This window comes from Streptomyces sp. NPDC055400 (assembly GCF_053644375.1).
The window spans coordinates 54,902-81,328 of the sequence record NZ_JBSHLM010000015.1 but is presented as its reverse complement, the minus strand read 5'-3'; the positions used below and the strand labels follow the sequence as shown (position 1 = coordinate 81,328).

The window sequence follows — 26,427 nt, the reverse complement described above, 5'->3', positions numbered from 1 at the left end:
ACTCTATCCGGTGACTCCGTACGGCTCCGGGTCACGCCATCGTTCGAACGGCCGGTCCAAGGTGTATTTGCCGTCCTTCCCGAGAACGAGTGCCCGCGTCTCACCGTTCCTGGGATTCGACAGACATTCGAAGTCGGCGACGGTCCAGTGGAACCAGCGCATGCAGAACAGCCGCATGGTGAGCCCATGGGTGACGAGGAGGACATTCGAGGGGTGGTCGTGCGCCTCGAAGCTCCGGTACAGACTCTCCAGAAAAGCACCCACACGGTCGTACACGTCAGCCCCGGACTCGCCCTGGGCGAAGCGGTAGAAGAAGTGGCCGTACGCGTCGCGGTACGCCTTCTGGAGGCGTACGTCGTCCCGGTCCTGCCAGTTTCCCCAGTCCTGCTCCCGCAGCCGCGGCTCCTCGCGCACCCGTACGAGTTCGGGGTCGAGCCGGAAGGCGCGGAGCGTCTGGTGCGTACGGCGGTACGGCGACACGTACACGCTCACCTGCTCTCGGCCGAACAGCTCCCGCAGGTACCGCCCTGTCTCGTCCGCCTGCCGGTGCCCGGTCTCGGTGAGGGCCAGGGCGTGGTCGGGCTCGCGTTCGTAGACGGTGTCGTCGGCGTTGCCCTCCGACTCTCCGTGCCTGACAAGGACAATGCGCCGCGGTCGTGCCATGCGAAAACCCTAGATCGTAAGGGCCCGGTTCGAGCACCCGTACGGGCTCCATCCGGCGTATGCCACACGGCGGCCGCTGCTGTGGCCGGTCCGGATCAGACCGTCCAGGAGGGTTCGAGCTGGACGATGTCGCCCGTGATCCCGGCGATGTCGGTCTCCGTCTGGGCGCGGGTCGAGAGCCGCTCCACGCGTTCGGCCTGGTACTTACCGTGCTCGGCCACGGAGTGCCACATCGACAGGACCAGGAACTCGTTGCCCGGCGCCTCACCGAACAGTCCGCGCACCATCCCCGGGGAGCCGGCCATCGCGGGGTTCCAGACCTTCTCCTGCATGAGCGCGAAGTGCTCCTCGCGGTCCGCGTGCACCCGGCAGTGCGCGAGGCGCACCGTGTCCGCATCCGTGAAGCGCGGCTCGAAGCCCGTCTTCACGTCGAACCGGTGGTCGAAGAGCTTCACTTGGATGTCTTTGTACGTGCCCGACTGGGCGGCCGCGAGCCGGTCGTGCGAGCGCGCCATGAAGGAGTCGTAGAAGGCACGGCTCTCCCAGAAGCCGAGGACATGAGCCACCCCCGGCCGATTTCTGCTCCAGCCCCCGCCCTGTCCCCGGAATCCCGGCTCCCCCAGAAGCCCCGCCCACTTTCGCTGCCCCCGCTCGAATCCGCGTCGATCGGTCACGGTGCAGCGAATCCACTTGACCAGCACCGCGCCATCGTACGGCCCACGCCGTGCGTTCGGTCACGCTCCGGCGTCGCGCATCCTGGCCAGTCGTGCCGCGTCCTCGTCACTCAGTTCGATCCCGAACTCACGGGCGAGAAGGTCCCTCAACTCGCCTTCCTGTACGTCCCGTTCGTACCGGGTGCCGTCCGGGAGCTCGACCGACATCCGCATGTCGATAAGTGCGCGCTGGCTGTCGACGGCGGCACGCTGGACGACGGGCCGGTGAGTGAAGGCGGACCGCGGATGCGTCGACGTGTAGTGGTTCATCACTTCGTAGTCGACGGGGTGGCGCTCCTCCAGGGTGAAGGCGTATATCTCCTCCCAGCCGCCGGGACGCAAGCTGCGCAGGACCAGAACGCCGGCGTCCTCCGACACGAGGCCGAAGGTCCACGGTCCCTGACGCACCTCGACGCCGTCCCGCAGGGGGATCGGTTCGCGCAGGCCCTTGGCGCCGAAGCCCACGTCGCACAGCCACTCCTGGCCGTCCTCCACGGTGACGCGGGTCAGCATGTGAGTGACCGCGCGAAGCGCCGTGACGCCCACCCGGACGCGGGCTCCAAGTCCCTTCACGGGGTAGCCGATTCGCTCCAGCACCGCCGCGAAGAGCAGGTTCTGCTCGTAGCAGTAGCCGCCGCGGCGCTGCCGCACGAGCTTCGCCTGCAAGGCGGCGAGGCTCAGGTCCACCGGCCGCCCGAGCATGATCTTCAGGTTCTCGAACGGGATCGCCGCGATATGCGCCCCGTGCAGCGCGCGCAGCGTGTCCAGGTCCGGTTTGACGTCCCCCATGAAGCCGATTCGCGCCAAGTAGGCGTCGAGATCAAGGTCTTCCCCGTTCCAGTTCATGGTCACAATCGTAGGACGTAGCGTGTCCGTAGCAGTCAAGAGCAGTCTTGAGCTGTCAGTGATGAACAGCCGTAACCAGCAGCCGAGAAGGGGGAGTTCGGTGAGCAGCTTCAAGAAAGGGCTCAAGAAGGTCGAGGTCGCGCTGAAATGGGACCCGAGCCCGATCGGCCGGCCGCCCCATGATCTCGACATCATCGCGGCGACCTACACATCCGACGACTTGGGCGGAGAGCCGGCCTACGTCGTGCACTTCGACAGCCGCTCCCCCGACGGGACCATCACCCTCAACCGGGACAGCACTACGGGCCAGGGCTTCGGATTCGACGAAGTCATGACACTGGAGCTGGAGCGCCTGTCGCCCTCCTACGCGCGCGTGGTCGTCGGTATCGCCATACAGCAGGGAGAGCGGGCAACGGTGTTCGGGGCGGTGGCGAACACGGCGGTCCGTATCCGCGAGGGGTACACCGACCTCGCACAGAACGACTTCTCCGAAGTGTCCGATTCCACGGCGGCCGTCATCGCCGAATTCGCGAGGGACGACTCCGGAGAGTGGGCCTTCCGCGAGTTGCTCCAGGGCTACGACAGCGACCCGACGTCGTTCGCGGCCGCGATGGGCGGCGCGCACTGAGCGCCCCGGGAACACGGAACGGGTGAGGGGCGGCGGGCCTGGTGGCCCGCCGCCCCTCACCTCACTGCGTCAGCGGATCAGCTGCAACCGCTGGTCGAGCCGCAGCCCTCGCAGATGTAGCAGGAGCCGGCGCGCTGCATCTTCGTGCCGCAGGAGAAGCACAGCGGGGCGTCCGCCTGGATGCCCAGCTGCATCTCCACCAGCTCGGCGCTGGTGTGCGCCTGCTGCGGAGCGGGCACCGCGGCGACGGCCTCGGCCTTGGGGGCCTCGGCGACGGCCTTCAGGGCCTCGGTCTGCCGCGGGGCGGACTGAGCCAGACCCTCGACGTCGACATCGTCGATGGACTGCTCGTACGAGCCCGTCTCCAGGTGACGCTGACGCTCCTCGGCCGAGTGGATGCCGAGCGCGGAGCGCGTCTCGAAGGGCAGGAAGTCGAGCGCCAGGCGGCGGAAGATGTAGTCGACGATCGACTGCGCCATCCGCACGTCCGGGTCGTCCGTCATGCCGGCCGGCTCGAAGCGCATGTTCGTGAACTTCGAGACGTACGTCTCCAGGGGGACGCCGTACTGCAGACCGACGGAGACGGCGATCGAGAAGGCGTCCATCATGCCGGCGAGGGTGGAGCCCTGCTTCGACATCTTCAGGAAGACCTCGCCGAGACCGTCGTCCGGGTAGGAGTTGGCGGTCATGTAGCCCTCGGCGCCACCGACGGTGAAGGAGGTGGTGATCCCCGGGCGGCCCTTGGGCAGACGCTTGCGGACCGGACGGTACTCGACGACCTTCTCGACCGCGGTACGGATGGTCTCCTCGGCCTTGGCGGTGACCGCCTCCTTCTCCTTCTCCTTGGTCTTGGCGGAGAGGGGCTGGCCGACCTTGCAGTTGTCGCGGTAGATGGCGAGCGCCTTGACGCCCATCTTCCACGCCTCGAAGTAGACCTCTTCGACGTCCTCGACCGAGGCGGTCTCGGGCAGGTTGACCGTCTTGGACAGCGCGCCGGAGATCCAGGGCTGGATGGCGGCCATCATGCGGACGTGGCCCATCGCGGAGATGGAGCGCTCGCCCATCGCGCAGTCGAAGACCTCGTAGTGCTCGGTCTTCAGGCCGGGGGCGTCGATCACATTGCCGTTGTCGGCGATGTGGGCGACGATCGCCTCAATCTGCTCCTCCTGGTAACCCAGGCGGCGCAGGGCCTGCGGGACGGTGCCGTTGACGATCTGCATCGAGCCGCCGCCGACGAGCTTCTTGAACTTGACCAGGGCGAGGTCGGGCTCAAGGCCGGTGGTGTCGCAGGACATCGCGAGACCGATGGTGCCGGTCGGGGCGATGACCGAGGCCTGCGAGTTGCGGAAACCGTTCTTCGCGCCAAGACGGACGACGTCCTGCCAGGCCTCCGTGGCGGCGGCCCAGATCGGCGTGTCCAGATCGTCCATGCGGACGGCCTTGGCGTTGGCGTCGGCGTGCTGCTTCATGACGCGCTGGTGCGGGGTGGCGTTCTTGGCGTAGCCGTCGTACGGGCCGACGACCGCGGCAAGCTCGGCGGAACGCTTGTACGAGGTACCGGTCATCAGCGACGTGATGGAACCGGCCAGGGCGCGGCCGCCCTCGGAGTCGTACGCGTGACCCGTGGCCATCAGCAGGGCGCCGAGGTTGGCGTAGCCGATGCCCAGCTGGCGGAAGGCGCGGGTGTTCTCGCCGATCTTCTGCGTCGGGAAGTCCGCGAAGCAGATCGAGATGTCCATCGCGGTGATGACCAGCTCGACGACCTTGGAGAAGCGCTCGACGTCGAAGGACTGGTGGCCCTTGCCGTCGTCCTTCAGGAACTTCATCAGGTTCAGCGACGCGAGGTTGCAGGACGTGTTGTCCAGGTGCATGTACTCGCTGCACGGGTTCGAGCCGTTGATACGGCCGGACTCCGGGCAGGTGTGCCACTGGTTGATGGTGTCGTCGTACTGGATACCGGGGTCGGCACACGCCCACGCGGCCTCGGCCATCTTGCGGAAGAGCGACTTGGCGTCGACCTCCTCGATGACGTCACCGGTCATCCGGGCGCGCAGACCGAACTTGCCGCCGGTCTCCACGGCCTTCATGAACTCGTCGTTCACGCGGACCGAGTTGTTGGCGTTCTGGTACTGGACGGACGTGATGTCGTCGCCGCCCAGGTCCATGTCGAAGCCCGCGTCACGCAGCGCGCGGATCTTCTCCTCTTCCTTCACCTTGGTCTCGATGAAGTTCTCGATGTCGGGGTGATCGACGTCGAGGATGACCATCTTGGCCGCGCGGCGCGTGGCGCCACCCGACTTGATCGTTCCTGCGGAGGCGTCGGCACCGCGCATGAAGGAGACGGGACCGGAGGCATTGCCGCCCGAGGACAGCAGCTCCTTGGAGGAACGGATCCGCGAGAGGTTCAGGCCGGCGCCGGAGCCGCCCTTGAAGATCATGCCCTCTTCCTTGTACCAGTCGAGGATCGACTCCATGGAGTCGTCGACGGCAAGGATGAAGCAGGCGGAGACCTGCTGGGGCTGCGGCGTACCGACGTTGAACCACACCGGAGAGTTGAAGCTGAAGATCTGGTGCAGGAGGGCGTACGCCAGCTCGTGCTCAAAGATCTCGGCGTCGGCGGGCGAGGAGAAGTAGTTGTAGTCCTCTCCGGCCTTCCGGTACGTCTTCACGATCCGGTCGATGAGCTGCCTGAGGCTCACCTCGCGCTGCGGGGTGCCGACCGCGCCGCGGAAGTACTTGCTGGTGACGATGTTGACCGCGTTCACCGACCAGAAGCCGGGGAACTCGACGCCACGCTGCTCGAAGTTGATCGAGCCGTCGCGCCAATTGGTCATGACGACGTCACGGCGCTCCCACTCCACCTCGTCGTACGGATGCACGCCGGGAGTCGTGTGGATGCGCTCGATACGCAACCCCTTGTTGGCCTTGGCTCCCTTGGCGCGGGAACCTCGTGCCGGGCCACTCGTCGTCTCTGTCATGCCGCCTCCCTATACCGGGCTAAAACGCCCCGAAGTGCCTCGATCTTCCCGTGGCACGGTGTGTGTCTTGTATTGCGGACGCCGCTCTTGCCGCCCGCAACAGGTCTGGATGGCCGCCGACCGACCCCTGGGCCGGTCAGTCGGCAGCGTTGGCGGGCACGGGGACTTCGACAGTCCCTCCGGGCCCGCAGCCACATGGTTCGCGCTCTCCGCCCGCGTCCCCCCGGCTCGCACCGGGCAGCTGTTCCCTCAGCTCCGCGATGGCCGAGTCGAAGTCCTCCAGCGAATTGAACGCCCGGTACACGGACGCGAAGCGCAGGTAGGCGACGAGGTCGAGTTCCTGAAGCGGGCCGAGTATGGCCAGGCCCACGTCATGTGTGGTCAGCTCCGCGCTGCCGGTGGCACGCACCGCCTCCTCGACCCGCTGGCCGAGCTGGGCGAGGGCGTCCTCGGTGACGGGGCGACCCTGGCATGCCTTGCGGACGCCGTTGATCACCTTCGTACGACTGAAGGGCTCGGTCACCCCGCTCCGCTTGACCACCATGAGCGAGCACGTCTCCACGGTCGTGAAACGACGGGAGCAGTCGGGGCACTGGCGGCGCCGGCGGATCGACGTGCCGTCGTCGGTGGTGCGACTGTCGACGACACGGCTGTCGGGGTGCCTGCAGAAGGGGCAGTGCATGGAACTCCAACCCTCCTTCACAGCACGACTCAATGGCCTCGCGAGGCCCTTCAGGCCCCTCGAAGCAGCCCCAAGCATAGGCGATGACCGAGGCCTCGATGGACCGGGACCACAACTTCTGGGCTACTGATGCAATCGAACCACTAGATCTGGGGTTTGGTCGCTAATTCGCCCCCACGCGTGTCGCTTTCACCTCACGAACACCGGGGCGGGAGCGCGCCCATGACGGATGCGCGCAGATCACGGGCGGCGGCGCACGGAGAGGGGGCCGGTTCCGGGTTGACGGACCACCGGATGGCACACTGGGAGCCCCACGGAGCGGGTCTCGGCCTCGGCGGTGAAGCGTACCGTAATGAACCGAATTGCCACTCCGGCGAAGCGCAAGGCATACACCCAGCCACATGATCACGACAAGCAATCTGCGATTTTTCACTCGAACGTGTGTTTGGCGCAACCTTTCGAAAGCAACTACCGTTGGCTAACTAGGGAGAACATCTCGAGAGGGGCCGACCGACGTGACCACCACCGCAGACAGCGCCACCATCACTGCCCAGGACCGTTCCCAGGGCCGACTCGAGCCGGTGCATGCCATGAATGACGCATCCATGAGCGCGGAGGGGCCAAGGCCCGCGCGCTCCTTGCCGGGCCGACCTCCCGGAATCCGCGCGGACAGCTCGGGGCTCACGGACAGGCAGCGCCGCGTCATCGAGGTGATCAGGGACTCCGTGCAGCGGCGTGGTTACCCGCCGTCGATGCGGGAGATCGGCCAGGCGGTGGGCCTGTCGAGCACGTCGTCGGTCGCGCACCAGCTGATGGCCCTCGAGCGCAAGGGTTTCCTGCGCCGGGACCCGCACCGCCCCCGCGCCTACGAGGTCCGTGGATCCGACCAGCCGAGCGCGCAGCCCACGGACACCGCGGGCAAGCCGGCCGCGTCGTACGTCCCGCTCGTCGGCCGCATCGCCGCCGGTGGCCCGATCCTCGCCGAAGAATCCGTCGAGGATGTGTTCCCCCTCCCCCGGCAGCTGGTCGGAGACGGTGAGCTGTTCGTCCTGAAGGTCGTCGGCGACTCGATGATCGAGGCCGCGATCTGCGACGGCGACTGGGTCACGGTCCGCCGCCAGCCGGTCGCGGAGAACGGCGACATCGTCGCCGCGATGCTCGAGGGCGAGGCCACCGTCAAGCGCTTCAAGCGCGAGGACGGACATGTGTGGCTGCTCCCGCACAACTCCGCGTACCAGCCGATCCCAGGTGACGAGGCGACCATCCTCGGCAAGGTGGTGGCCGTTCTGCGGCGGGTGTGACCCCGCGCCCCTGACCGGGCCCCGGAACCAACTGCGCCGGTTCCGGGGCCCTGCTGTGTCCTGAGTCCGATGTGTCCTGGGCCTGCCGAGTGTCATTGGCCTGCCGGATCCCGGAGTCTGCCGTGTGGGCGGAGCCCCGGGTGTCCGGGGCTCCGCCCACGCGATGGCGCGGTCCGCGCGGCTACGCGCTCTCGTCGGTTTCGGCGGTCGCCTTCGCGTCGATCGCGGCCAGCGAGCGCCGCACCTGGTTCCGGTCCGTCGTGTACCAGAAGTCCGGCATCGAGGCCCGCAGATAGCTGCCGTACCGGGCCGTCGCCAGCCGCGGGTCCAGGACCGCCACCACGCCGCGATCCCCCGTCGCCCGGACGAGACGGCCCGCGCCCTGGGCCATCAGCAGGGCCGCATGCGTCGCCGCAACGGCCATGAAGCCGTTGCCGCCGGCATCCTCGACGGCCTTCTGCCGGGCGCTCATCAGCGGGTCGTCCGGCCGCGGGAACGGGATCTTGTCCATGACGACGAGCTGGCAGCTGGCGCCCGGCACGTCCACGCCCTGCCAGAGGGAGAGCGTGCCGAACAGACACGTCTTCGGGTCGGCCGAGAACCCCTTGATCAGCTCGCCGAGCGTCTCCTCGCCCTGGAGGAGGATCGGGTACTCGGGAAGCCGGGTCCGCAGCTCCTCCGCCGCGGCCTGTGCGGCGCGCATCGACGAGAAGAGCCCCAGCGTCCGGCCACCGGCGGCCTGCATCAGCTCGGCCAGCTCGTCCATCATGTCGCTGCGGGTGCCCTCACGCGCGGGGCGTGCCAGATGCTTGGCGACATAGAGAATGCCCTGCTTGCGGTACTCGAACGGCGATCCGACGTCGACGCCCCGCCACTGCGGGAGGCCCTCGCCCTCCTGGCCCTCGGGGGCCAGGCCCAGAGAGGCACCCACCCCGTTGAAATCGCCGCCGAGCTTGAGTGTTGCCGAGGTCAGGACGACGGAGCGGTCCGAGAAGAGCTTCTCCCGCAGCAGGCCGGACACCGACATGGGGGCCACTCTGAGGGACGCGCCGAAGCGGTCGTGGCGTTCGTACCAGACGACGTCGTATTCGGAGCCGTTCGTGATGCGCTCCGCCACGTCGTGGATGCTCTCCACGGAGGCCAGGGCCTGCTTGCGTACCGCGTCCTCGTCCTGGACGGACTTGTCGCGCGTAGTGCCCATGGCCGAGATGACAGTCCTCGAGGCGTCCCGCAGCGCCATCAGCGCGTAGCCGAGGTCCTCCGGGATCTCCTCAAGACGGCCGGGCAGCGCCAGCTCCATGAGCCGCTCGAAGCCCTCGGCGGCGGTCTGGAGCTGATCGGCCGCCTTCTCGTTGACGAGCTTGGCGGAACGGCGCACCGCGCGGTTCACCTGCCCCGGGGTGAGCTCGCCGGTCGCCACACCCGTGACCCGGGAGACGAGCTCGTGCGCCTCGTCCACGATCAGCACCTCGTGGGACGGCAGGACCGGCGCTCCTTCGATGGCGTCGATCGCCAGGAGCGCGTGATTCGTGACGATCACATCGGCGAGCTTGGCCCGCTCGCGGGCCGCCTCGGCGAAGCACTCCTGCCCGTACGCGCACTTGGTGGCGCCCAGGCACTCCCTGGAGGAGACCGACACCTGGGACCAGGCCCGGTCGGAGACTCCGGGGGTCAGATCGTCCCGGTCGCCCGTCTCCGTCTCGTCGGCCCAGTCCCGCATCCGCAGCAGGTCCTGGCCGAGCTTGCTGGTCGGGGCGGCCGCCTCGAACTGGTCGAAGAGCCCCTCCTCCTCGTCCTGCGGCGCTCCTTCGTGCAGGCGGTGCAGGCACAGATAGTTCGACCGGCCCTTGAGCATGGCGAACTGGGGGCGCCGGCGCAGCAGGGGGTGCAGCGCGTCGACCGTGCGCGGCAGGTCCCGCTCCACGAGCTGGCGCTGGAGGGCCAGCGTGGCCGTCGCGACCACGACCCGCTCGCCGTGCGCCAGGGCAGGGACCAGGTAGCCGAGGGACTTACCGGTACCCGTGCCTGCCTGGGCGAGCAGGTGGGAACCGCCGTCGATCGCCTCGGCGACGGTCTCGGCCATGGTCACCTGGCCAGGTCGTTCCGTACCGCCGACGGCGGCGACGGCGGCGTGCAGGAGCTCGGGGAGAGAGGCGCGAGGGGAAGCAGTCATAGCTCGACCACCCTACGGGGCACCACTGACAATCCCGCGATCAAGGCTGGTGCAGAGGATTGGGGACCGTGCCGTGCACGGCCGCGTGGGGGCGCTGGGACCGGTCGCGGTAACCGTCCAGGTGCAGTCGGTTGCGATTGAGGCAGAGCCGCTCGATACGGGGGGTGAGGAGGTCGAACATCTCGTACCGCTCCTTGAGCTCGGGGAAGCGCGCCTGATGCCGCAGGATCTCCGCCCGCAGCAGGAACCAGAACTTCTCTTCCGTGACCCCCAGTTGTTCCTCGCACAGGGGCGCCAGATATCGGAAGACGCCGACGAAGAGCCCCGAGTGGATGAACTGGGTCAGGAAAGCGGGCGGCTCGGTGAGCAGGATCTCGCGTACGTCCTGTGGCATGCGGTCGTGTTCGGGCAGCCGCTCGGCGCTCACGTTCACGTCGTCGACGAAGTCCTTCACCGCGAGCCGCACGGGCACGTCGTGGTCGTCGAAGACGACGATGGCGTTCTCTCCGTGCGGGGAGAACACGGTCCCGTAGCGATAGAGGAAGTGGAGGAGCGGGGGCAGCAGGGCCGCGAAGAGCCGGCGCAGCCACACCTCGGGGGTCAGTCCGGAGCGGGCGACAAGCTCCGTGGTGAATGCCCGGCCGTGCGGGTCCACGTGGAGCAGCGAGGCCAGTGTGCGGGCCCTCTCCCCGGGGGCGAGATACCGGGACACCGGTTCGCGCCAGATGGCGCCCAGCAGCTCCTTGTACTGGTAGGGGACTTCTTCGAGGCCGTCGTACGCGGGGTGCTCGACGGCAACGGAAGCCACCTCTCCCAGGAGGATGACCCCGCATTCGTCCTTCAAGAAGGGGTCTGTTTCGCGGAGGGAGTGCATCCACGCGGTCACCGAAGGCGCCGCGAGCGTGCGCTCTGTGGGCAGGCCACGCCACACAAGGGTGTTGAGCACGGACAGCGGGAGCTTCACCGTGTGGCGGTCGGGGCGCGAGATGTTGAGGAACGTACGGATGGACTGCTGGGGCAGGCGTACGTCGCCGTCGGTGGGGAGCGGCACGATGGCGTCCGTCGCGACGGCGCCGGCGAAGAGCGGCAGCACGATATTGCTCCACTGCCATGGGTGTACCGGTAGGTACAGGTAGGCCTGCGGGTCCAGGCCGCGCTCCCGTAGGGTCTCGGCGAAGAAGTCCCGCGCCGCCGGGGAGAACTCACGGTCGTAGAGGCGTTCGGCTGTCGCCAGGTCCGCGACGCCTCTGTAGGCGGCGATCCTCGTGTGGACGGCGATCCACGGGAGCGTCCCGGGGATACGGGCCTCGGGGGCCCAGCGGGCCGTGTCGGCCGCCGAGAATCCCATGCGGCCCTTGTTGAGGACGAGCCAGGGGTGGCCCGTCTGATGGCCTTCCAGTTCGGCGTATCCGAGATCGGCGAGCTGGGCCGCGTCGAGCGCGGTGTCGGCGAGACGGGCGTCGGCGGCAAGGGTGACGGTGAGCTCGCGGATGAGATGCCCGAGCGTGGCGCCGTCGAGGCCGAGGACGTGCTTGGCGCGGAGGAGGAAGGCGAGGGGGTCGGTGAAGCGTTCCGGCGGGTTCGCTGCGGTGAGTGACGGCTCGGGCTCGCCGGCGTCCGCGTCCCTGTCCGTCTGCGCGGGGCGGCCGGCGGTCTCCTCTGGGCGGCCGGCGATCCACCGGATGCTGCCCGGATCTACGAGCCAGCTGCCGTACGCGCCCCGGCGTGCCCTGAACCGGAACGCGCTGCCCGGCGGCACGTGGGATCCGTCGACGGGAAGGGTGTACAGGTCTGTCCGCAACGGCCCCGGCCCATGCCCCGCCCCATTCCCCCGCTGCGGATCCGGCTCCGGCTCCCGTTTCGGTTCGATGATCTCCTCGTACGCGAACTCCCCGATCATCTTCGCCAGCAGCCGGGCTGCGGCTCGCTCCCAGTTCTCGGAGGTCAGTTCCGCTGGGTCGTACAGAGCGGAGGACGCTGCGGACATCTGGGGCTCGGACGGATTCGGCACGAGGACTCCTCGGGAGGGAACCGGATCGGGGTGAGCGGTGTACTAAGAGTGACGGGCTCACAGCAGAGCGCGCAGGGCCCGGTCTCGGATCATGAGTGCGGCTCGCTTGTCGGGGAGGTCCACCTCGGCGGAGAAGCGGAAGCCGGCACTCAAGAACGCTGATACGGAGGGGGTGTTGCGAAGGTCCGGCTCTGCGACGACACGCGCGCAGCGCGGGCGATGGTCGAGTACGAGGTCGGCGACAGCCTTGAGCAGGCCTGTGCCGAGCCCTCGGCCGCGGTTGGCGACACCACCGATAAGGAGGTGAACACCTGTGTCGTGCGGGCGGGCGGGGTAGTGGCGCGCCAGCGGGTCGAGGTCGGCGCGGTAGATCTCCCAGTAGCTCATCGGGGTGCCGTCCAGTACGCCGAGGCAGGGGACGCTGCGCCCGTCGCCGTCCAGCTGGGGGCGGAGATGGTTTTCCGTGACGCTCTCCGGGCCTTCAAGTTCCCAGAAGGCAGTTACGGCTGGATCGTTCATCCAGCGACTGATCAGCGTCAGGTCGCGTTCGATACGGACGGGAACCAGCTGGAAGACGCCGGAACGTGTGGTGACCGGTCGCCACGCTCCGACGTTGTCGAGCAGGTCGTCGTCCACCAGGGCCGTCGAGGTGCCGCCCAGTACGTGCGCTCGCGTTCCGTCGTCTGCGTGCCCGTAGTCGCCGGACCCCGCATCGGTCACCTGGCCCGCGCTGCCGTTGACCTGTCCGCCGTGTTCACCCTGCCCGGCGATCAGGTCGATGAGTTCGTCAGGCAGTCGCAGGTCCAGGGTGTCGGCGACATCCGCACCGCCGCCGGGGTCGGAGCCGGTGGTCTCGTCGGCGCCGGGGCCCGTGTCGGTGATCTCGTCGGTGACGGCATCGGTGACGCCATCGGTAAGGGCGGTGGCGGGCGTGGCTCCGGCGTCGGTGCGCGCGTCGGTGGGTGACACGGCGACGTTCCTCTCAGGGGATGGAGTGGGGCATGTTCCTCAGGAATCAGGAATGAAGGGGGTTGGCGATGGTGACGTAGACGGACTGGGTGTCGACGGGGCCGACGAGTTCGTCGAGTCCGTGCAGGCGGGTGAGGAGGTTGGCCTTGCAGCGCAGGGCCGGGGAGTCGAGGAGGTATTCGGGCAGGGGGGTGCGGAGCTTGTACGGGCCTGACGCGACATCGGAGAGGAACCCGCGGAAGGCAGCGAGCAACAGCCGTTCGTCCGCGAGCTGTTGGGAGCCGAAGGCACCGATGAGACCGAAGATGTTGTTGATCCCGAGGTAGTAGGCGAACCTTTCGTCGGTGACGTCGTCGGAGACGAAGGTCTCGCTGTGGCTGCCGATGCCGGGAAGCCGGCCGTCCAGCTCGGCGCGCCGGGACTCGCGGAAGTAGTAGCCCTGGTTGTCGCGATAGCGGCCGCCGACGGGCCAGCCTTCGGGGTCGAGCAGCAGCAGCGTGTTCTGCTGATGGGCCTCCAGGGCCACGCCGGCGGTGCTGTCGAGCCAGAGCACGGGGCGCACGACGTGCTCGAGGTAGCGCAGGAACCACTCGGCGGCGACGGCACCGCGGGGGCGTCCGGTGCGGCCGGCGAGGCGGGTGATGGTCTCCACGAGACGGGAGCGCATGAGCTGGCGGTCCCGTTGCCCGTGGGGCAGAGCCGGGGGCCTGGATGACACGAACCCGGCAATACAGGCTGCGTCGTCCCCGGGTGCGAACGGGTTGTTCCGGATCATCACGTCCAGGCCGGGCACCGGTTCGCCGTCCGGGCCGTTGACGGCGAGCCAGGCCGGGTCGCGAACGATGTCGAATCCCGGGTGAGCGGCCTGCCACTGCTCGAAGAGGCCGGTGCGCAGCAGTCGGTGAACCTCGACGCCGCGGTGGAGTTCCTTACGGAGGTTCTCCCGACGGGAGTTGGTGATGCGCAGGCCGAGCGAGAGCTTCAGCATGGCCGACGCGTCGGGCTGGTAGAGGGTACGGACGGAGGAGGTGGGGTACCAGGGGGCGCCGTGCGGACCGAGGTCACGCAGAAGGCCGGCGTCCAGAAGGGCCGCGGTCTGGGGGCGGTGCTTGAGCTCGCGTACCTGCCAGGGGTGCAGGGGCAGCGCGGCGTGGCCGTCGGGCAGGGGCAGGTCCGTCCCGGCCAGCTGGAGGGCGAGCTGGTCCGCGGGGAGGGGGCGGCCTCGCTGGGTCCAGGCCGAGTCCATCGCGAGCACCGAGCGGTTCACCGCCATCCAGTGCACGGGGAAGGACCCCTGCAACTCGGGTGAATAGAGCCGGGATTCGGCCTCGGACAGGCCCTCGCGGCTCTTCGGGGTCGGGTGCAGGGGGTGGCCGAGCAGGAGGGACTGTTCGGCGGCCAGGAAGAGGTCGGTCGTGTCGCGGGGGTTGCTGCGTCGGTGAGCGATGAAGTCGGCGGTGCGGCGAACCGAGTCGGCCACGCGCCCCACCAGGTCGGCTCCGTCGCCGGAGGGGGTGGGGTGGGAGTGGTGGGGGGTGGTCGGGCGAGAGGGCTCGGGGTGGGGTGACTGCGCCTCCGAGTGAGGGGCCACAGGGGCGGAGACAGCAGCGATGGTCTCCGGGTCGGACTGCGTGCGCGCGGGAACGCTCGGGGTCTGCGACGAAGCGGTCGACGACGAGGCGGTCACCGACTCGGGCCCGTCCAGCGGGCCGGACGTGGTGTCCGGCGTACCCGCCGGCCCCGGGACGACCCCCTCTCGTGCGGCGACATCGGCGCCGCTTGTCCCGGCGTCCCTCGCCGGGACACCGCCCCGCACCGCGGCAGCGCTTCCCGGCCCCGATGCCTCGCGGCTCAGGAGGGCGGCGACTGTGACGGCGTCGACGCGCGGGGCGTCGAGCGGGCCGTCCTGGAGATGGGGCATGCCGAACCGGTGCCAGCCGGTCACGGACCAGTAGTGGACAGGGATGAGGAGGGCGGTGCCACTTGCGGGCAGAGGGATACGCAGAGTGCCGTGCGGGGGTTCGGCCAGATCGTTCTCCCGCACCCAGCAGCGGAGCAGGTTCTCGACGGCCGCGGCCTGGGCCGCGGTGCCGGGGTCGGGATGCTCCAGCAGGTCGGCGGTGGAGCCGTGCAGATGCTCGGCCTCCTGGCCGCCGTCCTTCTGCCGGGGGACCGTCGTCCCGCGTTCCGGGGCTGGATGGGGCTGCGTGTCGCAGGCTCCGCTCGCCTGGGGGCGGTGTCGGTCGTCGGGTGCGGGAGTGGCGTTCAACGGGGCTTCCTCGTGGGGTAGTTGACTCCGTGATGCGGTTGTCCGGACTGTCCGGTGTTCCGCGGCTGTCCGTGGTGGTCCGTGTCGTCGTCGGTGTCGTGGTCGTGGTCGTCGGCGTCGTGGCGGTCCTGGCCTGGTGGGTGGGGGGCCTCAGAACGCGGGCGTCCTGGCTGGGCTATCCCCTATGGGTGCGCGCCGCTTCGGCCAGGGCGTCGGCGAGACGTTCGACGACCGCGGCTGCCTGTTCGTCGGTAATCGTGAGGGGCGGCAGGAGGCGTACGACGCTGGAATGGCGGCCGCCGAGCTCGACGATGAGTCCACGACGGAGGCATTCGCGCTGCACGGACGCGGCGAGTTCGGGCGCGGGAAGATGCGGGCTCGCGTCGGGTCCGGCGGGCCGGTTCGGGTCCCGGGCGGCGCCCACGTCGACCAGTTCGACGCCGATCATGAGGCCGCGGCCCCGTACGTCCCCGATGCAGGGGTGTTCGGCGGCGAGACCCTGGAGCTGGCCCACCATGCGGGCGCCCAGGAGGGCGGCGCGTTCGGCGAGACGGTTCTCCCGGACATGGGCGAGGGTCGCGGCACCGGCGGCCATGGCGAGTTGGTTCCCGCGGAACGTGCCGGCGTGGGCTCCGGGCTGCCAGACGTCGAGGTCGTCCCGGTACACGACGACGGCCAGGGGGAGGCTGCCGCCGATCGCCTTGGACAGGACCATGACGTCGGGCACGACTCCGCTGTGTTCGACGGCCCAGAAGGTGCCGGTCCTGCCCACTCCGGTCTGGACCTCGTCGGCGATCAGCGGGATGGAGCGCGCCGCCGTGAGTTCGCGCATCCGGCGCATCCAGGAGTCGGGCGCGGGAATCACTCCGCCTTCCCCCTGGACGGGTTCGAGGATCATGCCGGCGGGGTGCGGCACGCCCGACTTGGGGTCATCGATGAGGGATTCGGTCCAGCGCGCGGAGAGTTCGGCGCCGCGCTCGCCGCCGACGCCGAAGGGACAGCGGTAGTCCTGCGGATAGGGCAGCCGTGCGACCCTGACGTCCTGCGCCCCGCCGGACGCTTCGAGCGCCCCGGTCGTCATCCCGTGGTAGGCGCCGGTGAAGGCGAGCATTCCGCTGCGGCCGGTGGCCGTGCGGACGAGTTTCAGGGCGGCCTCCACCGCGTCGGTGCCGGCCGGTCCGCAGAACTGGATCCGTGCCCGCTCGGCGAGCCCGGCGGGCAGCGTCCGGAAGAGTTCCGTCGTGAAGGCGTCCTTCACGGGGGTGGCCAGATCGAGCACGTGCAGGGGGGCGCCGGAGTCGAGTACGCGTCTGATCGCTTCGAGGACGACGGGGTGGTTGTGACCGAGGGCCAGCGTGCCCGCGCCGGAGAGGCAGTCGAGGTACCGGCGTCCGTCGGCGCCCTCGATGGTCAGGCCGCGTGCCCGCACGGGCACGATCGGCAGTGCGCGCGCATAAGTGCGGGCCGCCGACTCCCGCGCGGACTGCCGCCGCAGGATCCCCTCTTGGGCAGCGCCCTCACGGGCGGCGCCCCCCTCATACCCCGCGGGCACCGCCGCGGGCGCAGGCTCGGTGACGGCCACGACTGCTGGTCCTCCCCTGGATCGCGCTGGATCCGGTCGAATTCTCGGTGTGGGGGGATCAGTTGACGTACGTGTGTCCGGGGCCGAACCCCAAGGACCGAGCGACGACGGCGAATCCCCCGTACGTACCAACGACGGTGACTGCGCGGGATCACGGGTCGGCGGAAAATCCTTGGCCCGCGGAAGATCGCTGCCGTGACGGAACCGTTGCCGTTCCGTGGGTAGTCACCCACAGCGCGCGCATAGGGTGGGTTGCCGTTCGACGGAGGGCGGAGGGTTCGGTCGCGGGGCGAGGCACGTCAAGTGCCGAGCGTGACGCGACCGGTTCACGACCGCCGGCGGCCGGCACTGCACAGTTCTCGAAGCCCAGGGGGATTCACGACATGCGACCCATACGTCCGCTCTTGACCGTTCAGCGCGGGAGGAGCGTGCGCCGCAGAACCTCCCCCGTGGCGGCCGCTCTCGCCATCGGTGCGGCGCTCGCGCTCACCGCCACCGCGTGCGGTCCCGGCGACGACAACGCGGACTCGAAGCCGACCGCGTCCGCGGCGCAGGGCGGCAGCGACAAGATCCAGATCCCGGACGACATCAAGGACCGGCTCAAGGAGCACGGTATTGATCTGGACAAGTGGAAGAACGGCGAGTGGAAGAACTGGGACAAGGACAAGTGGCTGCGTGAGGCGCAGGACTACGTCAATCCCATCATCGACGGTCTGTGGGACCCGGACCGGATGCGTGACGCCGACAAGAACCCGGACAACGAGGTCGACGACAACGACATCTCGGGCGACCAGGGCGTGACGGACCCGACGCCGCAGCCGGTGAAGGCCGCGGCCGTCGGCACGCCGTACCACGAGAGCGCGCCGTACGCCGGAAAGCTCTTCTTCGACGGCCCCGAGGGTTCGATGGTCTGTTCGGCGACGGTCGTCACGGACCCCGCCCACCCGGGCAAGTCGAACATGGTGTGGACCGCGGGCCACTGCGTGCACGCCGGTAAGAACGGCGGCTGGTACCGCAACATCGCCTTCGTGCCCTCGTACAACAACGCGGGCCTGTCGGACGAGCAGCTCAAGACCGCCACCAAGGAAGAGGTCGCTCCGTACGGCGTCTGGTGGGGTGCGTGGGCGCAGACGTCCGACCAGTGGATCGAGCAGGGTGGTCCGACGGGCGGGCAGGGTGCGCCGTACGACTTCGCGGTCATCCAGGTCACGCCGGAGAAGGGCAGCGAGGGCAAGTCCCTCGAGGAGGCGGTCGGTACGGCCGTGCCGGTCGACTTCAACGCGCCCGCGGTGCCCAAGATCGCGACGATGACGGCGAAGGGCTACCCGGCGGCGCCGCCGTACGACGGCCAGACGCTGTACCAGTGCGCCGACAAGCCGGGCCGGCTCTCGCTGGCGAAGGCCGAGCCGACGATGTACCGCATCGGGTGCACCATGACCGGCGGTTCGTCCGGTGGCGGCTGGATCGCGCAGGGCTCCAGCGGCAAGCCGTCGCTGGTGTCGAACACGTCGATCGGCCCGGTGACGGCCGGCTGGCTCGCAGGCCCCCGCCTCGGCAAGGAGGCCAAGGGAATTTACGACGCAGTCAGCAAGAAGTACGCCGGTCAGTAGGCAGGCATCGCCCGTAGGACGCCCGTAGGCGGGCACCGCCAACAGGCAGGCAATGGGCGGCGGCGGGGTGACGAAACCTTCACCACCCCGCCGCCGTTCGTCCCCAACTCCACAGGCATAGTGGGGTGCTGCGTTCGAGATCTCCGCACGGAGCCCACTCCGGACCTGACAAGCTCATGACACATTCGCTCAACGGGGGTAACTGCACCATGCGTTCCACACGTCCGTCATCCACGCGGAGCCGGGGCCGGCGTACCGTCCTCGCCGCTACGGGGCTCGCCGCGGCCCTGGCGCTCACCGCCACGGCCTGCGGCCCGAGCGACGACAAGACGAGTGACAAGTCGGCCGCCTCCGCTTCACAGGGCGCCGACGACGGATCCAACGGCCAACTGCCCGGGGGCATCGCCGACCAGCTCAAGAAGCACGGCATCGACCCGGACAAGTGGCAGAACGGCGCCTGGAAGAACTGGGACAAGGACGACTGGCTGCGCGAGGCCAAGGACTTCGTCAACCCGGTCATCAAGGACCACTGGAAGCCCGAGCGGATGAAGTCCGCCAAGGACCCGGACAAGACCATCGCCGCGAAGGACGCCTCGGCCGACCAGGGCGCCACGGACCCTGAGCCGCAGCCCGTCAAGGCCGTGCCCGAGAAGACGCCGTACCACGACAACGCCGCCCCGGTCGGCAAGGTCTTCTTCGATTCGCCCGAAGGTTCGATGGTCTGCTCCGGCACCGTCGTGAAGGACCCGCGCAACCCGGGCAGGTCCAACCTCGTCTGGACCGCGGGTCACTGCGTGCACGCGGGCTCGGCGGGCGGCTGGTACCGCAACATCGCCTTCGTCCCGGCCTACAACGACCTGGGCAAGTCCGAGGCGCAGCTGCAGAACGCGGCCCCGCAGGAGATCGCCCCGTACGGCACCTTCTGGGCCGACTGGGCCTCCACCTCCAACGAGTGGATCGACACCGGCGCCGAATCGGGCGGTGCGGGCGCTCCGTACGACTACGCGGTGCTGCACGTGAAGCCGGAGCACGGTTCCAAGTCGCTTGAGGAGACCGTCGGCAACGCGCTGCCCGTCGACTTCTCCGAGCCGGCGGTCCAGTCGGTCAGCAGCATGGGCGCCTGGGGCTACCCGGCCGCGCCGCCGTTCGACGGCCAGCTGATGCACAAGTGCATCGACCGCCCGGGCCGCCTCTCCCTCAGCCCCGACATGCCGACGATGTACCGCATCGGCTGCACCATGACCGGCGGTTCGTCCGGTGGCGGCTGGTTCCGGATGGTCGACGGAAAGACGCAGCTGGTGTCGAACACGTCGATCGGCCCGGCCGAGAACACCTGGCTGGCCGGACCGCAGCTGGGCAAGGGCGCCCAGCAGGTCTTCGACACGATGAGCGAGAAGTACGGCAGCCAGTAACCGCCGGCTTCACCGAACGAACGAGGGCCCGCCCCCAGGAAGTCGGGGGCGGGCCCTCGCCGTCGGCACCGGAGGCCCGGCTGCTGCCGGAGCGTCAGCTCGCGGCCGCCGCCGGAAGGTACGGCGTGAACTCCGCGGCGAGTTCCTCGTGCACCCGCGCCCTGAGCAGGGTGCCGTCCGGGGTGTGCTCCTCGGAGATCACCTCGCCGTCGGCGTGCGCACGCGCGACCAGCTGGCCGTGCGTGTACGGCACGAGCGCCTCGATCTCGACCTCGGGACGCGGCAGCTCGTCGTCGATGATCGCGAGCAGCTTGTCCATACCGAGCCCGGTGCGGGCCGACACCGCGATCGCGCGCTTCTCGACGCGCAGCAGCCGCTGGAGGACGAGCGGGTCGGCCGCGTCCGCCTTGTTGATCACCACGATCTCGGGCACCTTCGTGGCGCCCACGTCGCGGATGACCTCGCGCACGGCGGCCAGCTGCTCCTCCGGCGCCGGGTGCGATCCGTCCACCACGTGCAGGATCAGGTCGGATTCACCGACCTCCTCCATCGTGGAGCGGAACGCCTCGACGAGGTGGTGCGGCAGGTGCCGTACAAAACCGACCGTGTCGGCCAGCGTGTACAGCCGGCCGCTGGGCGTCTCCGCCCTGCGGACGGTCGGGTCGAGGGTGGCGAACAGTGCGTTCTCCACCAGGACACCGGCGCCCGTCAGGCGGTTGAGCAGGGACGACTTGCCCGCGTTGGTGTATCCGGCGATGGCCACCGAAGGCACCTTGTTGCGCTTGCGCTCCTGGCGCTTGATCTCGCGGCCGGTCTTCATCTCCGCGATCTCCCGGCGCATCTTCGCCATCTTCTCGCGGATCCGTCGCCGGTCCGTCTCGATCTTGGTCTCACCGGGACCACGGGTCGCCATGCCGCCGCCGGAGCCGGAGGAGCCACCGCCACCCATCTGCCGGGAGAGCGACTGACCCCAGCCGCGCAGTCGCGGCAGCATGTACTGCATCTGCGCGAGGGCGACCTGCGCCTTGCCCTCTCGGGACTTGGCGTGCTGGGCGAAGATGTCGAGGATCAGGGCGGTCCTGTCGACCACCTTGACCTTGACGACGTCTTCGAGGTGGATGAGCTGGCCGGGGCTGAGCTCACCGTCACACACGACGGTGTCGGCTCCGGTCTCGAGGACGATGTCGCGCAGCTCCAGTGCTTTGCCGGAGCCGATGTACGTCGCCGCGTCGGGCTTGTCCCGGCGCTGGATGACGCCGTCGAGCACCAGGGCGCCTGCGGTCTCGGCGAGGGCGGCCAGCTCCGCGAGGGAGTTCTCCGCGTCGTTCACCGTTCCCGAGGTCCACACACCGACGAGCACGACCCGCTCCAGGCGGAGCTGCCGGTACTCGACTTCGGTGACGTCCTCGAGCTCGGTGGAGAGGCCCGCGACGCGGCGCAGGGCCGCGCGCTCGGAGCGGTCGAACTGGTCGCCGTCCCGCTCTCCGTCGATCTCGTGGCTCCAGGCGACGTCCTCTTCCATCAGGGCATCGGCCCGAAGACCTTCGGGGTTGTTCTGCGCGAAGCTCTGCGCGTCCTGGGAAGGGGAAGAAGAGGAGGTCATTGGATCCTTACGTCGAGGTGGTTCGTACTGATGACGGTCCGCGCATGACAGCGTGGTCCTTCGAATGACACAACGTCCCGGGGTGTCCGTAGATTCCCGGGGCGGCCGTGCCACCGACCTGGAAGATGGTCGCACGGTACGGCCCGTCTCGTCACCCGACTTATTTCCCGCGGGCGCCGGACCCGAAGCCTGTCCTGCCTGGGCTGTGGGCCCGGCTGCACCGCCGGTCGATGGCCTACCCCTTGGCCGGCTTCGCCTTGGCCACCGGCGTCGACTTCCAGTCCGGGTGCCCCGGCATCGGCGGCGTCTTCTTCCCGTAGAGCCAGGCCCGGAGGAAGCTCTGGAGGTCGCGGCCCGAGGTCTGCGAAGCGAGGCTGATGAAGTCCGCCGTGCCCGCCGTGCCGTCACGGTGTGTACGCACCCAGTCGCGCTCCAGTCGCTCGAAGGCCGGGGTGCCGATCTCCTGGCGGAGCGCGTAGAGGACGAGGGCGCTGCCGTCGTAGACCGCCGGCCGGAAGATGCTGATCTTCTGGCCCGGCTTCGCGGCCTTGGGGGAGGCCGGCGGGCCGCCCGCGGCGCGCCAGCCGTCCGAGGCGCGGTAGGCCTCACGCATGCGCTTGGCCATGGACTGGTGACCCTTCTCCTGGGCGTAGAGAGCCTCGTACCAGCTGGCATGTCCCTCGTTCAGCCACAGGTCGGACCAGGTGCGGGGGCTGACGCTGTCGCCGAACCACTGGTGCGCCATCTCGTGGACCATGATCGAGTCGATGTACCAGGCGGGGTACGCGGGCTCCGTGAAGATGTTCTTCTCGAAGAGGGAGAGCGTCTGGGTCTCGAGCTCGAAGCCGGTCTGGGCCTGGGCGATCAGGAGTCCGTAGTTCTCGAAGGGGTAGGGGCCGACCTTCCCTTCCATCCACGCGAGCTGGGCGGGTGTCTTCTTGAGCCACGGTTCGAGGACCTTGCGGTCCTTGGCGGGCACCACGTCGCGGATGGGAAGCCCGTGCGGCCCCTCTCGATGCAGCACCGCGGAGTCACCGATCGAGACCTGCGCCAGCTCAGTGGCCATGGGATGGAGGGTGCGGTACGACCAGCTGGTGTCCGCGCCGTGGCGCATCTTCAGGAAGGGCACCCCGTTGGCTACGACCGTGAGCCCCTTGGGCGCGGTGACCCGGAACGTGAACAGGGCCTTGTCCGAAGGGTGGTCGTTGCTCGGGAACACACGGTGCCCGGCGTCGGCCTGATTGGCCATGGCGAGACCGTCCTTGGTCTGCACCCAACCCCCCTCCTCCTTGCCGGGCACCGGGTTGCTGGTGTGCCGCACCGTGATCTCCAGAGGGGCACCCTCCGGGACGGCCCTCTCGGGCGTGACTACCAGGTCCTCGCCGCTGGTGTCGAACCGCGCGGGACTGCCGTTGACCTCTACGGAGCGGACGGTTCCGTGCGCGAAGTCGAGATTCACCTGCTCGAGGCGGGCGGTCGCCGTGGCCTCGATCTTGGTGACGGCATCGAGCGGCTTCTTGTTGTCGCCGTGGTAGGTGAACGCGACGTCGTACGACTCCACGTCGTAACCGGGGTTGCCCAGATGCGGGAAGAGCCGGTCGCCGACGCCCAGCGGGACGGCCGGCGACGGGGCGCTCGCGGCGAGAAGTGCGGTGGAGGCGGCCGCGGCGACGAGCGCGGTGCCCATGCGGATGGTGCGGGGGGTGAGCAGCATGAACTACGGCTACCAGCGCGCGCGCCCGGACCCCGGCGGGACGCGCCACACCCACCCGAACGAGACCCTACGAGCTGGTCTGGGCGGAGTGCTGCGCGCGGCTGACGTCGTACACCCCCGCGATGTTGCGCATGGCGCGCATCAGTCCGGGGAGCGTTGTCGCGTCGGGAAGTTGGAGCGTGTACGTGTGGCGCACGCGGCCCTGGGTCGGCGGTTCCACGGTCGCGGAGATGACAGCGACGCTCTCCAAGGCGATGGCTTCGGTGAGATCGGCCAGCAGATGCGGCCGGCTGAAGGACTCGGCGATCAGGGAGACCCGGCACTGCGTGGTGTCGCCCCATCGCACGCCGACCTCGGCGCGCCCCGCGCTCTTCATGCGCTCCACGCCATGACACTCAGCGCGGTGCACGGTCACGACACCGCCGCGTACGGCGAAGGCGGTCACCGCGTCGGGCGGCACGGGCGTGCAGCAGCCCGCGAGGCGGACCGTGGCGCCCGGCTGGTCCACGACGGCGTTCGCCTCGGCGAGGCGGCCCGCGGGCGCGCCCTGAGGCGTCCTGGGGGCCGACTCCGGGGTGCGCCGGCCCTCGGGTTCGGGCTGGGGTGTGGCCGGGTGGGTCGTGAGCCAGCGCCGGATGGCGATGCGCGCGGCGGGCGTACGGGCGTGGTCGAGCCAGTCCCTGGAGGGCTCGGAAGCGGGGTCCTGGCCCATGAGGAGCTGAACGGTGTCCCCGTCGCTCAGAACCGTGCTGAGCGTCGCAAGCCGCCCGTTGACGCGGGCTCCGATGCAGGCGTGGGCGTCCTCGCCGTACTGGGCGTACGCGGCGTCGACACAGCTGGCGCCCGCGGGCAGGCCGAGCGTGCCGCCGTCGGGCCGGAAGACGGTGATCTCGCGGTCCTGGGCGAGGTCTTCGCGCAGCGTCGACCAGAAGGTGTCCGCGTCCGGGGCGGCCTCCTGCCATTCGAGAAGACGGGAGAGCCAGCCGGGCCTGGTCGGGTCGGCGCGCTCGCCGTCGCTGTCGGCCTGCTCCTCCGAAGGAGGAGCGTAGGGATTGCCGAGGGCGACGACGCCGGCCTCGGCGACCTTGTGCATCTGGTGGGTACGGATGAGGACTTCGGCGACCTCTCCGTCACCGCGCGACACGGCTGTGTGCAGCGACTGGTACAGGTTGAACTTCGGTACAGCGATGAAGTCCTTGAACTCCGAGACGACCGGCGTGAAGCACGTGTGCAGCTCGCCGAGCACCCCGTAGCAGTCGGCGTCCTCGCCGACGAGTACCAGCAGGCGGCCGAAGTCCGCACCGCGCAGTGTTCCGCGCTTGCGTCTCGCCCGGTGCACGGAGACGAAGTGCCGTGGCCTGATCAGTACTTCGGCCGTGATCCCGGCGTCCTTCAGGACGACGCGGGCGTCCTCGGCGATCTCCGCGAGGGGATCGCCGGCCCGCGCGTCGTTGGCCGCGATGAGCTCGCGGGTCTGCGCGTACTCGTCGGGGTGCAGGATCGCGAAGACGAGGTCCTCGAGCTCGGTCTTGAGTGCCTGGACGCCGAGGCGTTCTGCGAGCGGGATGAGCACATCCCGGGTGACCTTGGCGATGCGCACCTGTTTCTCGGGGCGCATCACGCCGAGGGTGCGCATGTTGTGCAGCCGGTCGGCGAGTTTGATCGACATGACCCGCACGTCGTTTCCGGTGGCGACGAGCATCTTGCGGAAGGTCTCGGGTTCGGCGGCCGCTCCGTAGTCAACCTTTTCGAGCTTGGTCACGCCGTCGACGAGATAGGCGACCTCTTCGCCGAATTCCGTACGCACCTGATCGAGCGTCACCTCGGTGTCCTCGACGGTGTCGTGGAGGAGGGACGCGGTCAGCGTCGTGGTCTCGGCGCCCAGCGCGGCGAGGATCAGCGTCACGGCGAGGGGGTGTGTGATGTAGGGCTCGCCGCTCTTGCGCATCTGTCCCCGGTGGGAGGACTCGGCGAGGACGTATGCCCGGCGCAGCGGCTCAAGGGGGGCTTCCGGGTGGTGGGCGCGATGGGCCTCGACCACATGTCCGATCGCGTCGGGCAGCCGGTTGCCCGCGGCGGGGCCGAGGAGCGCGGCCCAGCCGATGCGGCGCAGGTCGATCCGGGGACGGCCGCGCCGGCGGTGCGCGCCCGGTGTGACCGGGCCCGGCGTCGCGGGATTGGTCGCCTCCGCACTCATGAGCACCTCCGGCTGCGTCGACCGGCGGCGGTCTGCGGGGTTCCCGCCCGGGCCGGTGCTTGATGCTACCGAGCCCATCACGTGGAGCAGTCCCCCTCTCGCCCAGCGTGAAACGGATCACCCATTCGAGCGAACGTTCAGGGGTTTACGGTTTCGAGACCCGCCAGCCAGTCCGCGTCGATCTCTCCCTCGGCGACGATCGCCGCAGGTCCCGTCATCTCGATCTCCCCGTCGGCCCGCTCCGTGATCACGAGCCGTCCGCCGGGCAGATCCACTGCGTACGTCACCGGGGATCCGGTGACCGCGGGGTCCAGGCCGTCCCTGCGGGCCGCCGCGACGGCCACGGCGCACGCGCCCGTGCCGCACGAGCGGGTCTCGCCCACGCCGCGCTCATGGACCCTCATGGCTACGTGACGGGGGCCGCGGTCGACGACGAACTCGACGTTCACCCCGTCCGGGTAGGCCGTGGCCGGGGTGAAGGGCGGGGCGGAGAAGAGGGTGCCGGCCTGGGCGAGGTCGTCCACGAAGGCAACGGCGTGGGGGTTGCCCATGTTCACGTTGCGGGCGGGCCAGCTGTGGTCGGCGACGCTGACGGTGACGTCCCCTTCGGGGAGGAGGGCCTTGCCCATGCCGACCGTGATGTCGCCCTCCTTGTCGATGTGCACGCGCTTCACGCCTCCGCGCGTGGCCACCGCGAGGTCGCCCTCGCCGACATGGCCGGCGCGCTGAAGGTAGTGGGCGAACACACGCACGCCGTTGCCGCACATCTCGGCGACCGAGCCGTCGCCATTGCGGTAGTCCATGAACCACTCGGCCCCGGAAGCCAGGTGCCGCGCGTCGGGGTGGGCTGCGGAGCGCACCACGTGCAGCAGGCCGTCACCGCCGATTCCGGCTCGTCGGTCGCACAGGGCTGCGACGGCCGCCGGGGGCAGCTCCAGGGCGTTCTCCGGGTCGGGGACGATCACGAAGTCGTTCTCGGTCCCGTGCCCCTTGAGGAAGGCGATCCGCGTGCTCATTCCTCGATCGTACGGGGTGGCGACGACAGCCCGTCGGGACGGCCCATCACGCGGACCGGC

The 26,427-nt window shown here is 69.4% G+C and carries 18 protein-coding genes; 4 read left to right on the top strand and 14 right to left on the bottom strand.

The window, feature by feature from the left end:
* Positions 1–3: 3 nt before the first annotated feature.
* The 3 genes from ACWIGU_RS33295 to ACWIGU_RS33285 all read right to left on the bottom strand — a co-directional run bounded on the left by ACWIGU_RS33295 (position 4) and on the right by ACWIGU_RS33285 (position 2,222).
* Positions 4–663, bottom strand: a complete 660-nt coding sequence (locus ACWIGU_RS33295) for a histidine phosphatase family protein (protein ID WP_454405392.1) — start codon at positions 661–663, stop codon at positions 4–6.
* A gap of 95 nt (positions 664–758) precedes the next feature.
* The gene (locus ACWIGU_RS33290) at positions 759–1,364 is read right to left on the bottom strand and encodes a YdbC family protein (protein ID WP_454405391.1); all 606 of its coding nucleotides are present in this window, start codon (positions 1,362–1,364) and stop codon (positions 759–761) included.
* A gap of 33 nt (positions 1,365–1,397) precedes the next feature.
* Complete coding sequence (locus tag ACWIGU_RS33285; protein WP_454405390.1) at positions 1,398–2,222, bottom strand: arylamine N-acetyltransferase family protein; 825 nt, start codon at positions 2,220–2,222, stop codon at positions 1,398–1,400.
* Positions 2,223–2,322: 100 nt separating this feature from the next.
* Here ACWIGU_RS33285 and ACWIGU_RS33280 point away from each other — a divergent pair, with 100 nt between their 5' ends.
* Positions 2,323–2,850, top strand: coding sequence for a TerD family protein (locus tag ACWIGU_RS33280; protein ID WP_454405389.1), 528 nt, complete (start codon positions 2,323–2,325; stop codon positions 2,848–2,850).
* 77 nt (positions 2,851–2,927) lie between these two features.
* Here ACWIGU_RS33280 and ACWIGU_RS33275 read toward each other — a convergent pair whose 3' ends face one another.
* Both ACWIGU_RS33275 and nrdR read right to left on the bottom strand, forming a co-directional pair.
* Positions 2,928–5,828: a vitamin B12-dependent ribonucleotide reductase gene (locus tag ACWIGU_RS33275; protein ID WP_454405388.1), complete on the bottom strand. Its 2,901-nt coding sequence runs from the start codon at positions 5,826–5,828 to the stop codon at positions 2,928–2,930.
* A 136-nt stretch (positions 5,829–5,964) separates the two neighbouring features.
* The gene (nrdR, locus tag ACWIGU_RS33270; protein ID WP_454405387.1) at positions 5,965–6,510 is read right to left on the bottom strand and encodes a transcriptional regulator NrdR; all 546 of its coding nucleotides are present in this window, start codon (positions 6,508–6,510) and stop codon (positions 5,965–5,967) included.
* A gap of 515 nt (positions 6,511–7,025) precedes the next feature.
* Here nrdR and lexA point away from each other — a divergent pair.
* The gene (lexA, locus tag ACWIGU_RS33265; protein WP_454405386.1) at positions 7,026–7,811 is read left to right on the top strand and encodes a transcriptional repressor LexA; all 786 of its coding nucleotides are present in this window, start codon (positions 7,026–7,028) and stop codon (positions 7,809–7,811) included.
* Between the two features lie 181 nt (positions 7,812–7,992).
* Here lexA and ACWIGU_RS33260 read toward each other — a convergent pair whose 3' ends face one another.
* From ACWIGU_RS33260 to ACWIGU_RS33240, 5 genes are all read right to left on the bottom strand, one after another.
* Positions 7,993–9,984, bottom strand: coding sequence for an ATP-dependent DNA helicase (locus ACWIGU_RS33260; RefSeq protein ID WP_454405385.1), 1,992 nt, complete (start codon positions 9,982–9,984; stop codon positions 7,993–7,995).
* 40 nt (positions 9,985–10,024) lie between these two features.
* The gene (locus ACWIGU_RS33255; RefSeq protein ID WP_454405536.1) at positions 10,025–11,971 is read right to left on the bottom strand and encodes an IucA/IucC family protein; all 1,947 of its coding nucleotides are present in this window, start codon (positions 11,969–11,971) and stop codon (positions 10,025–10,027) included.
* Between the two features lie 81 nt (positions 11,972–12,052).
* Entirely contained in the window at positions 12,053–12,964 is a 912-nt protein-coding gene (locus ACWIGU_RS33250) for a GNAT family N-acetyltransferase (RefSeq protein ID WP_454405384.1), read from the bottom strand.
* Positions 12,965–13,010: 46 nt separating this feature from the next.
* Positions 13,011–15,233: an IucA/IucC family protein gene (locus ACWIGU_RS33245; RefSeq protein ID WP_454405383.1), complete on the bottom strand. Its 2,223-nt coding sequence runs from the start codon at positions 15,231–15,233 to the stop codon at positions 13,011–13,013.
* Positions 15,234–15,408: 175 nt separating this feature from the next.
* Positions 15,409–16,815: a diaminobutyrate--2-oxoglutarate transaminase family protein gene (locus tag ACWIGU_RS33240; RefSeq protein ID WP_454405382.1), complete on the bottom strand. Its 1,407-nt coding sequence runs from the start codon at positions 16,813–16,815 to the stop codon at positions 15,409–15,411.
* A gap of 383 nt (positions 16,816–17,198) precedes the next feature.
* On the opposite strand from ACWIGU_RS33240, the gene ACWIGU_RS33235 reads away from it, so the two are divergent.
* Together ACWIGU_RS33235 and ACWIGU_RS33230 are read left to right on the top strand one after the other, a co-directional pair.
* Positions 17,199–18,425, top strand: a complete 1,227-nt coding sequence (locus tag ACWIGU_RS33235; RefSeq protein WP_454405381.1) for a trypsin-like serine peptidase — start codon at positions 17,199–17,201, stop codon at positions 18,423–18,425.
* A 209-nt stretch (positions 18,426–18,634) separates the two neighbouring features.
* Entirely contained in the window at positions 18,635–19,837 is a 1,203-nt protein-coding gene (locus ACWIGU_RS33230; protein ID WP_454405380.1) for a trypsin-like serine peptidase, read from the top strand.
* 94 nt (positions 19,838–19,931) lie between these two features.
* Here the strand turns inward: ACWIGU_RS33230 and hflX are convergent, their stop codons facing one another.
* From hflX to dapF, 4 genes are all read right to left on the bottom strand, one after another.
* Positions 19,932–21,440: a GTPase HflX gene (gene hflX / locus ACWIGU_RS33225; RefSeq protein ID WP_454405379.1), complete on the bottom strand. Its 1,509-nt coding sequence runs from the start codon at positions 21,438–21,440 to the stop codon at positions 19,932–19,934.
* Between the two features lie 235 nt (positions 21,441–21,675).
* Positions 21,676–23,154, bottom strand: coding sequence for a M1 family metallopeptidase (locus ACWIGU_RS33220; RefSeq protein ID WP_454405378.1), 1,479 nt, complete (start codon positions 23,152–23,154; stop codon positions 21,676–21,678).
* 67 nt (positions 23,155–23,221) lie between these two features.
* Positions 23,222–25,351 carry a RelA/SpoT family protein gene (locus ACWIGU_RS33215; protein WP_454405377.1) on the bottom strand — a complete coding sequence of 710 codons (2,130 nt, stop codon included), beginning with the start codon at positions 25,349–25,351 and terminating at the stop codon, positions 23,222–23,224.
* A 137-nt stretch (positions 25,352–25,488) separates the two neighbouring features.
* Positions 25,489–26,367: a diaminopimelate epimerase gene (dapF, locus tag ACWIGU_RS33210; RefSeq protein ID WP_454405376.1), complete on the bottom strand. Its 879-nt coding sequence runs from the start codon at positions 26,365–26,367 to the stop codon at positions 25,489–25,491.
* Positions 26,368–26,427: the final 60 nt, after the last annotated feature.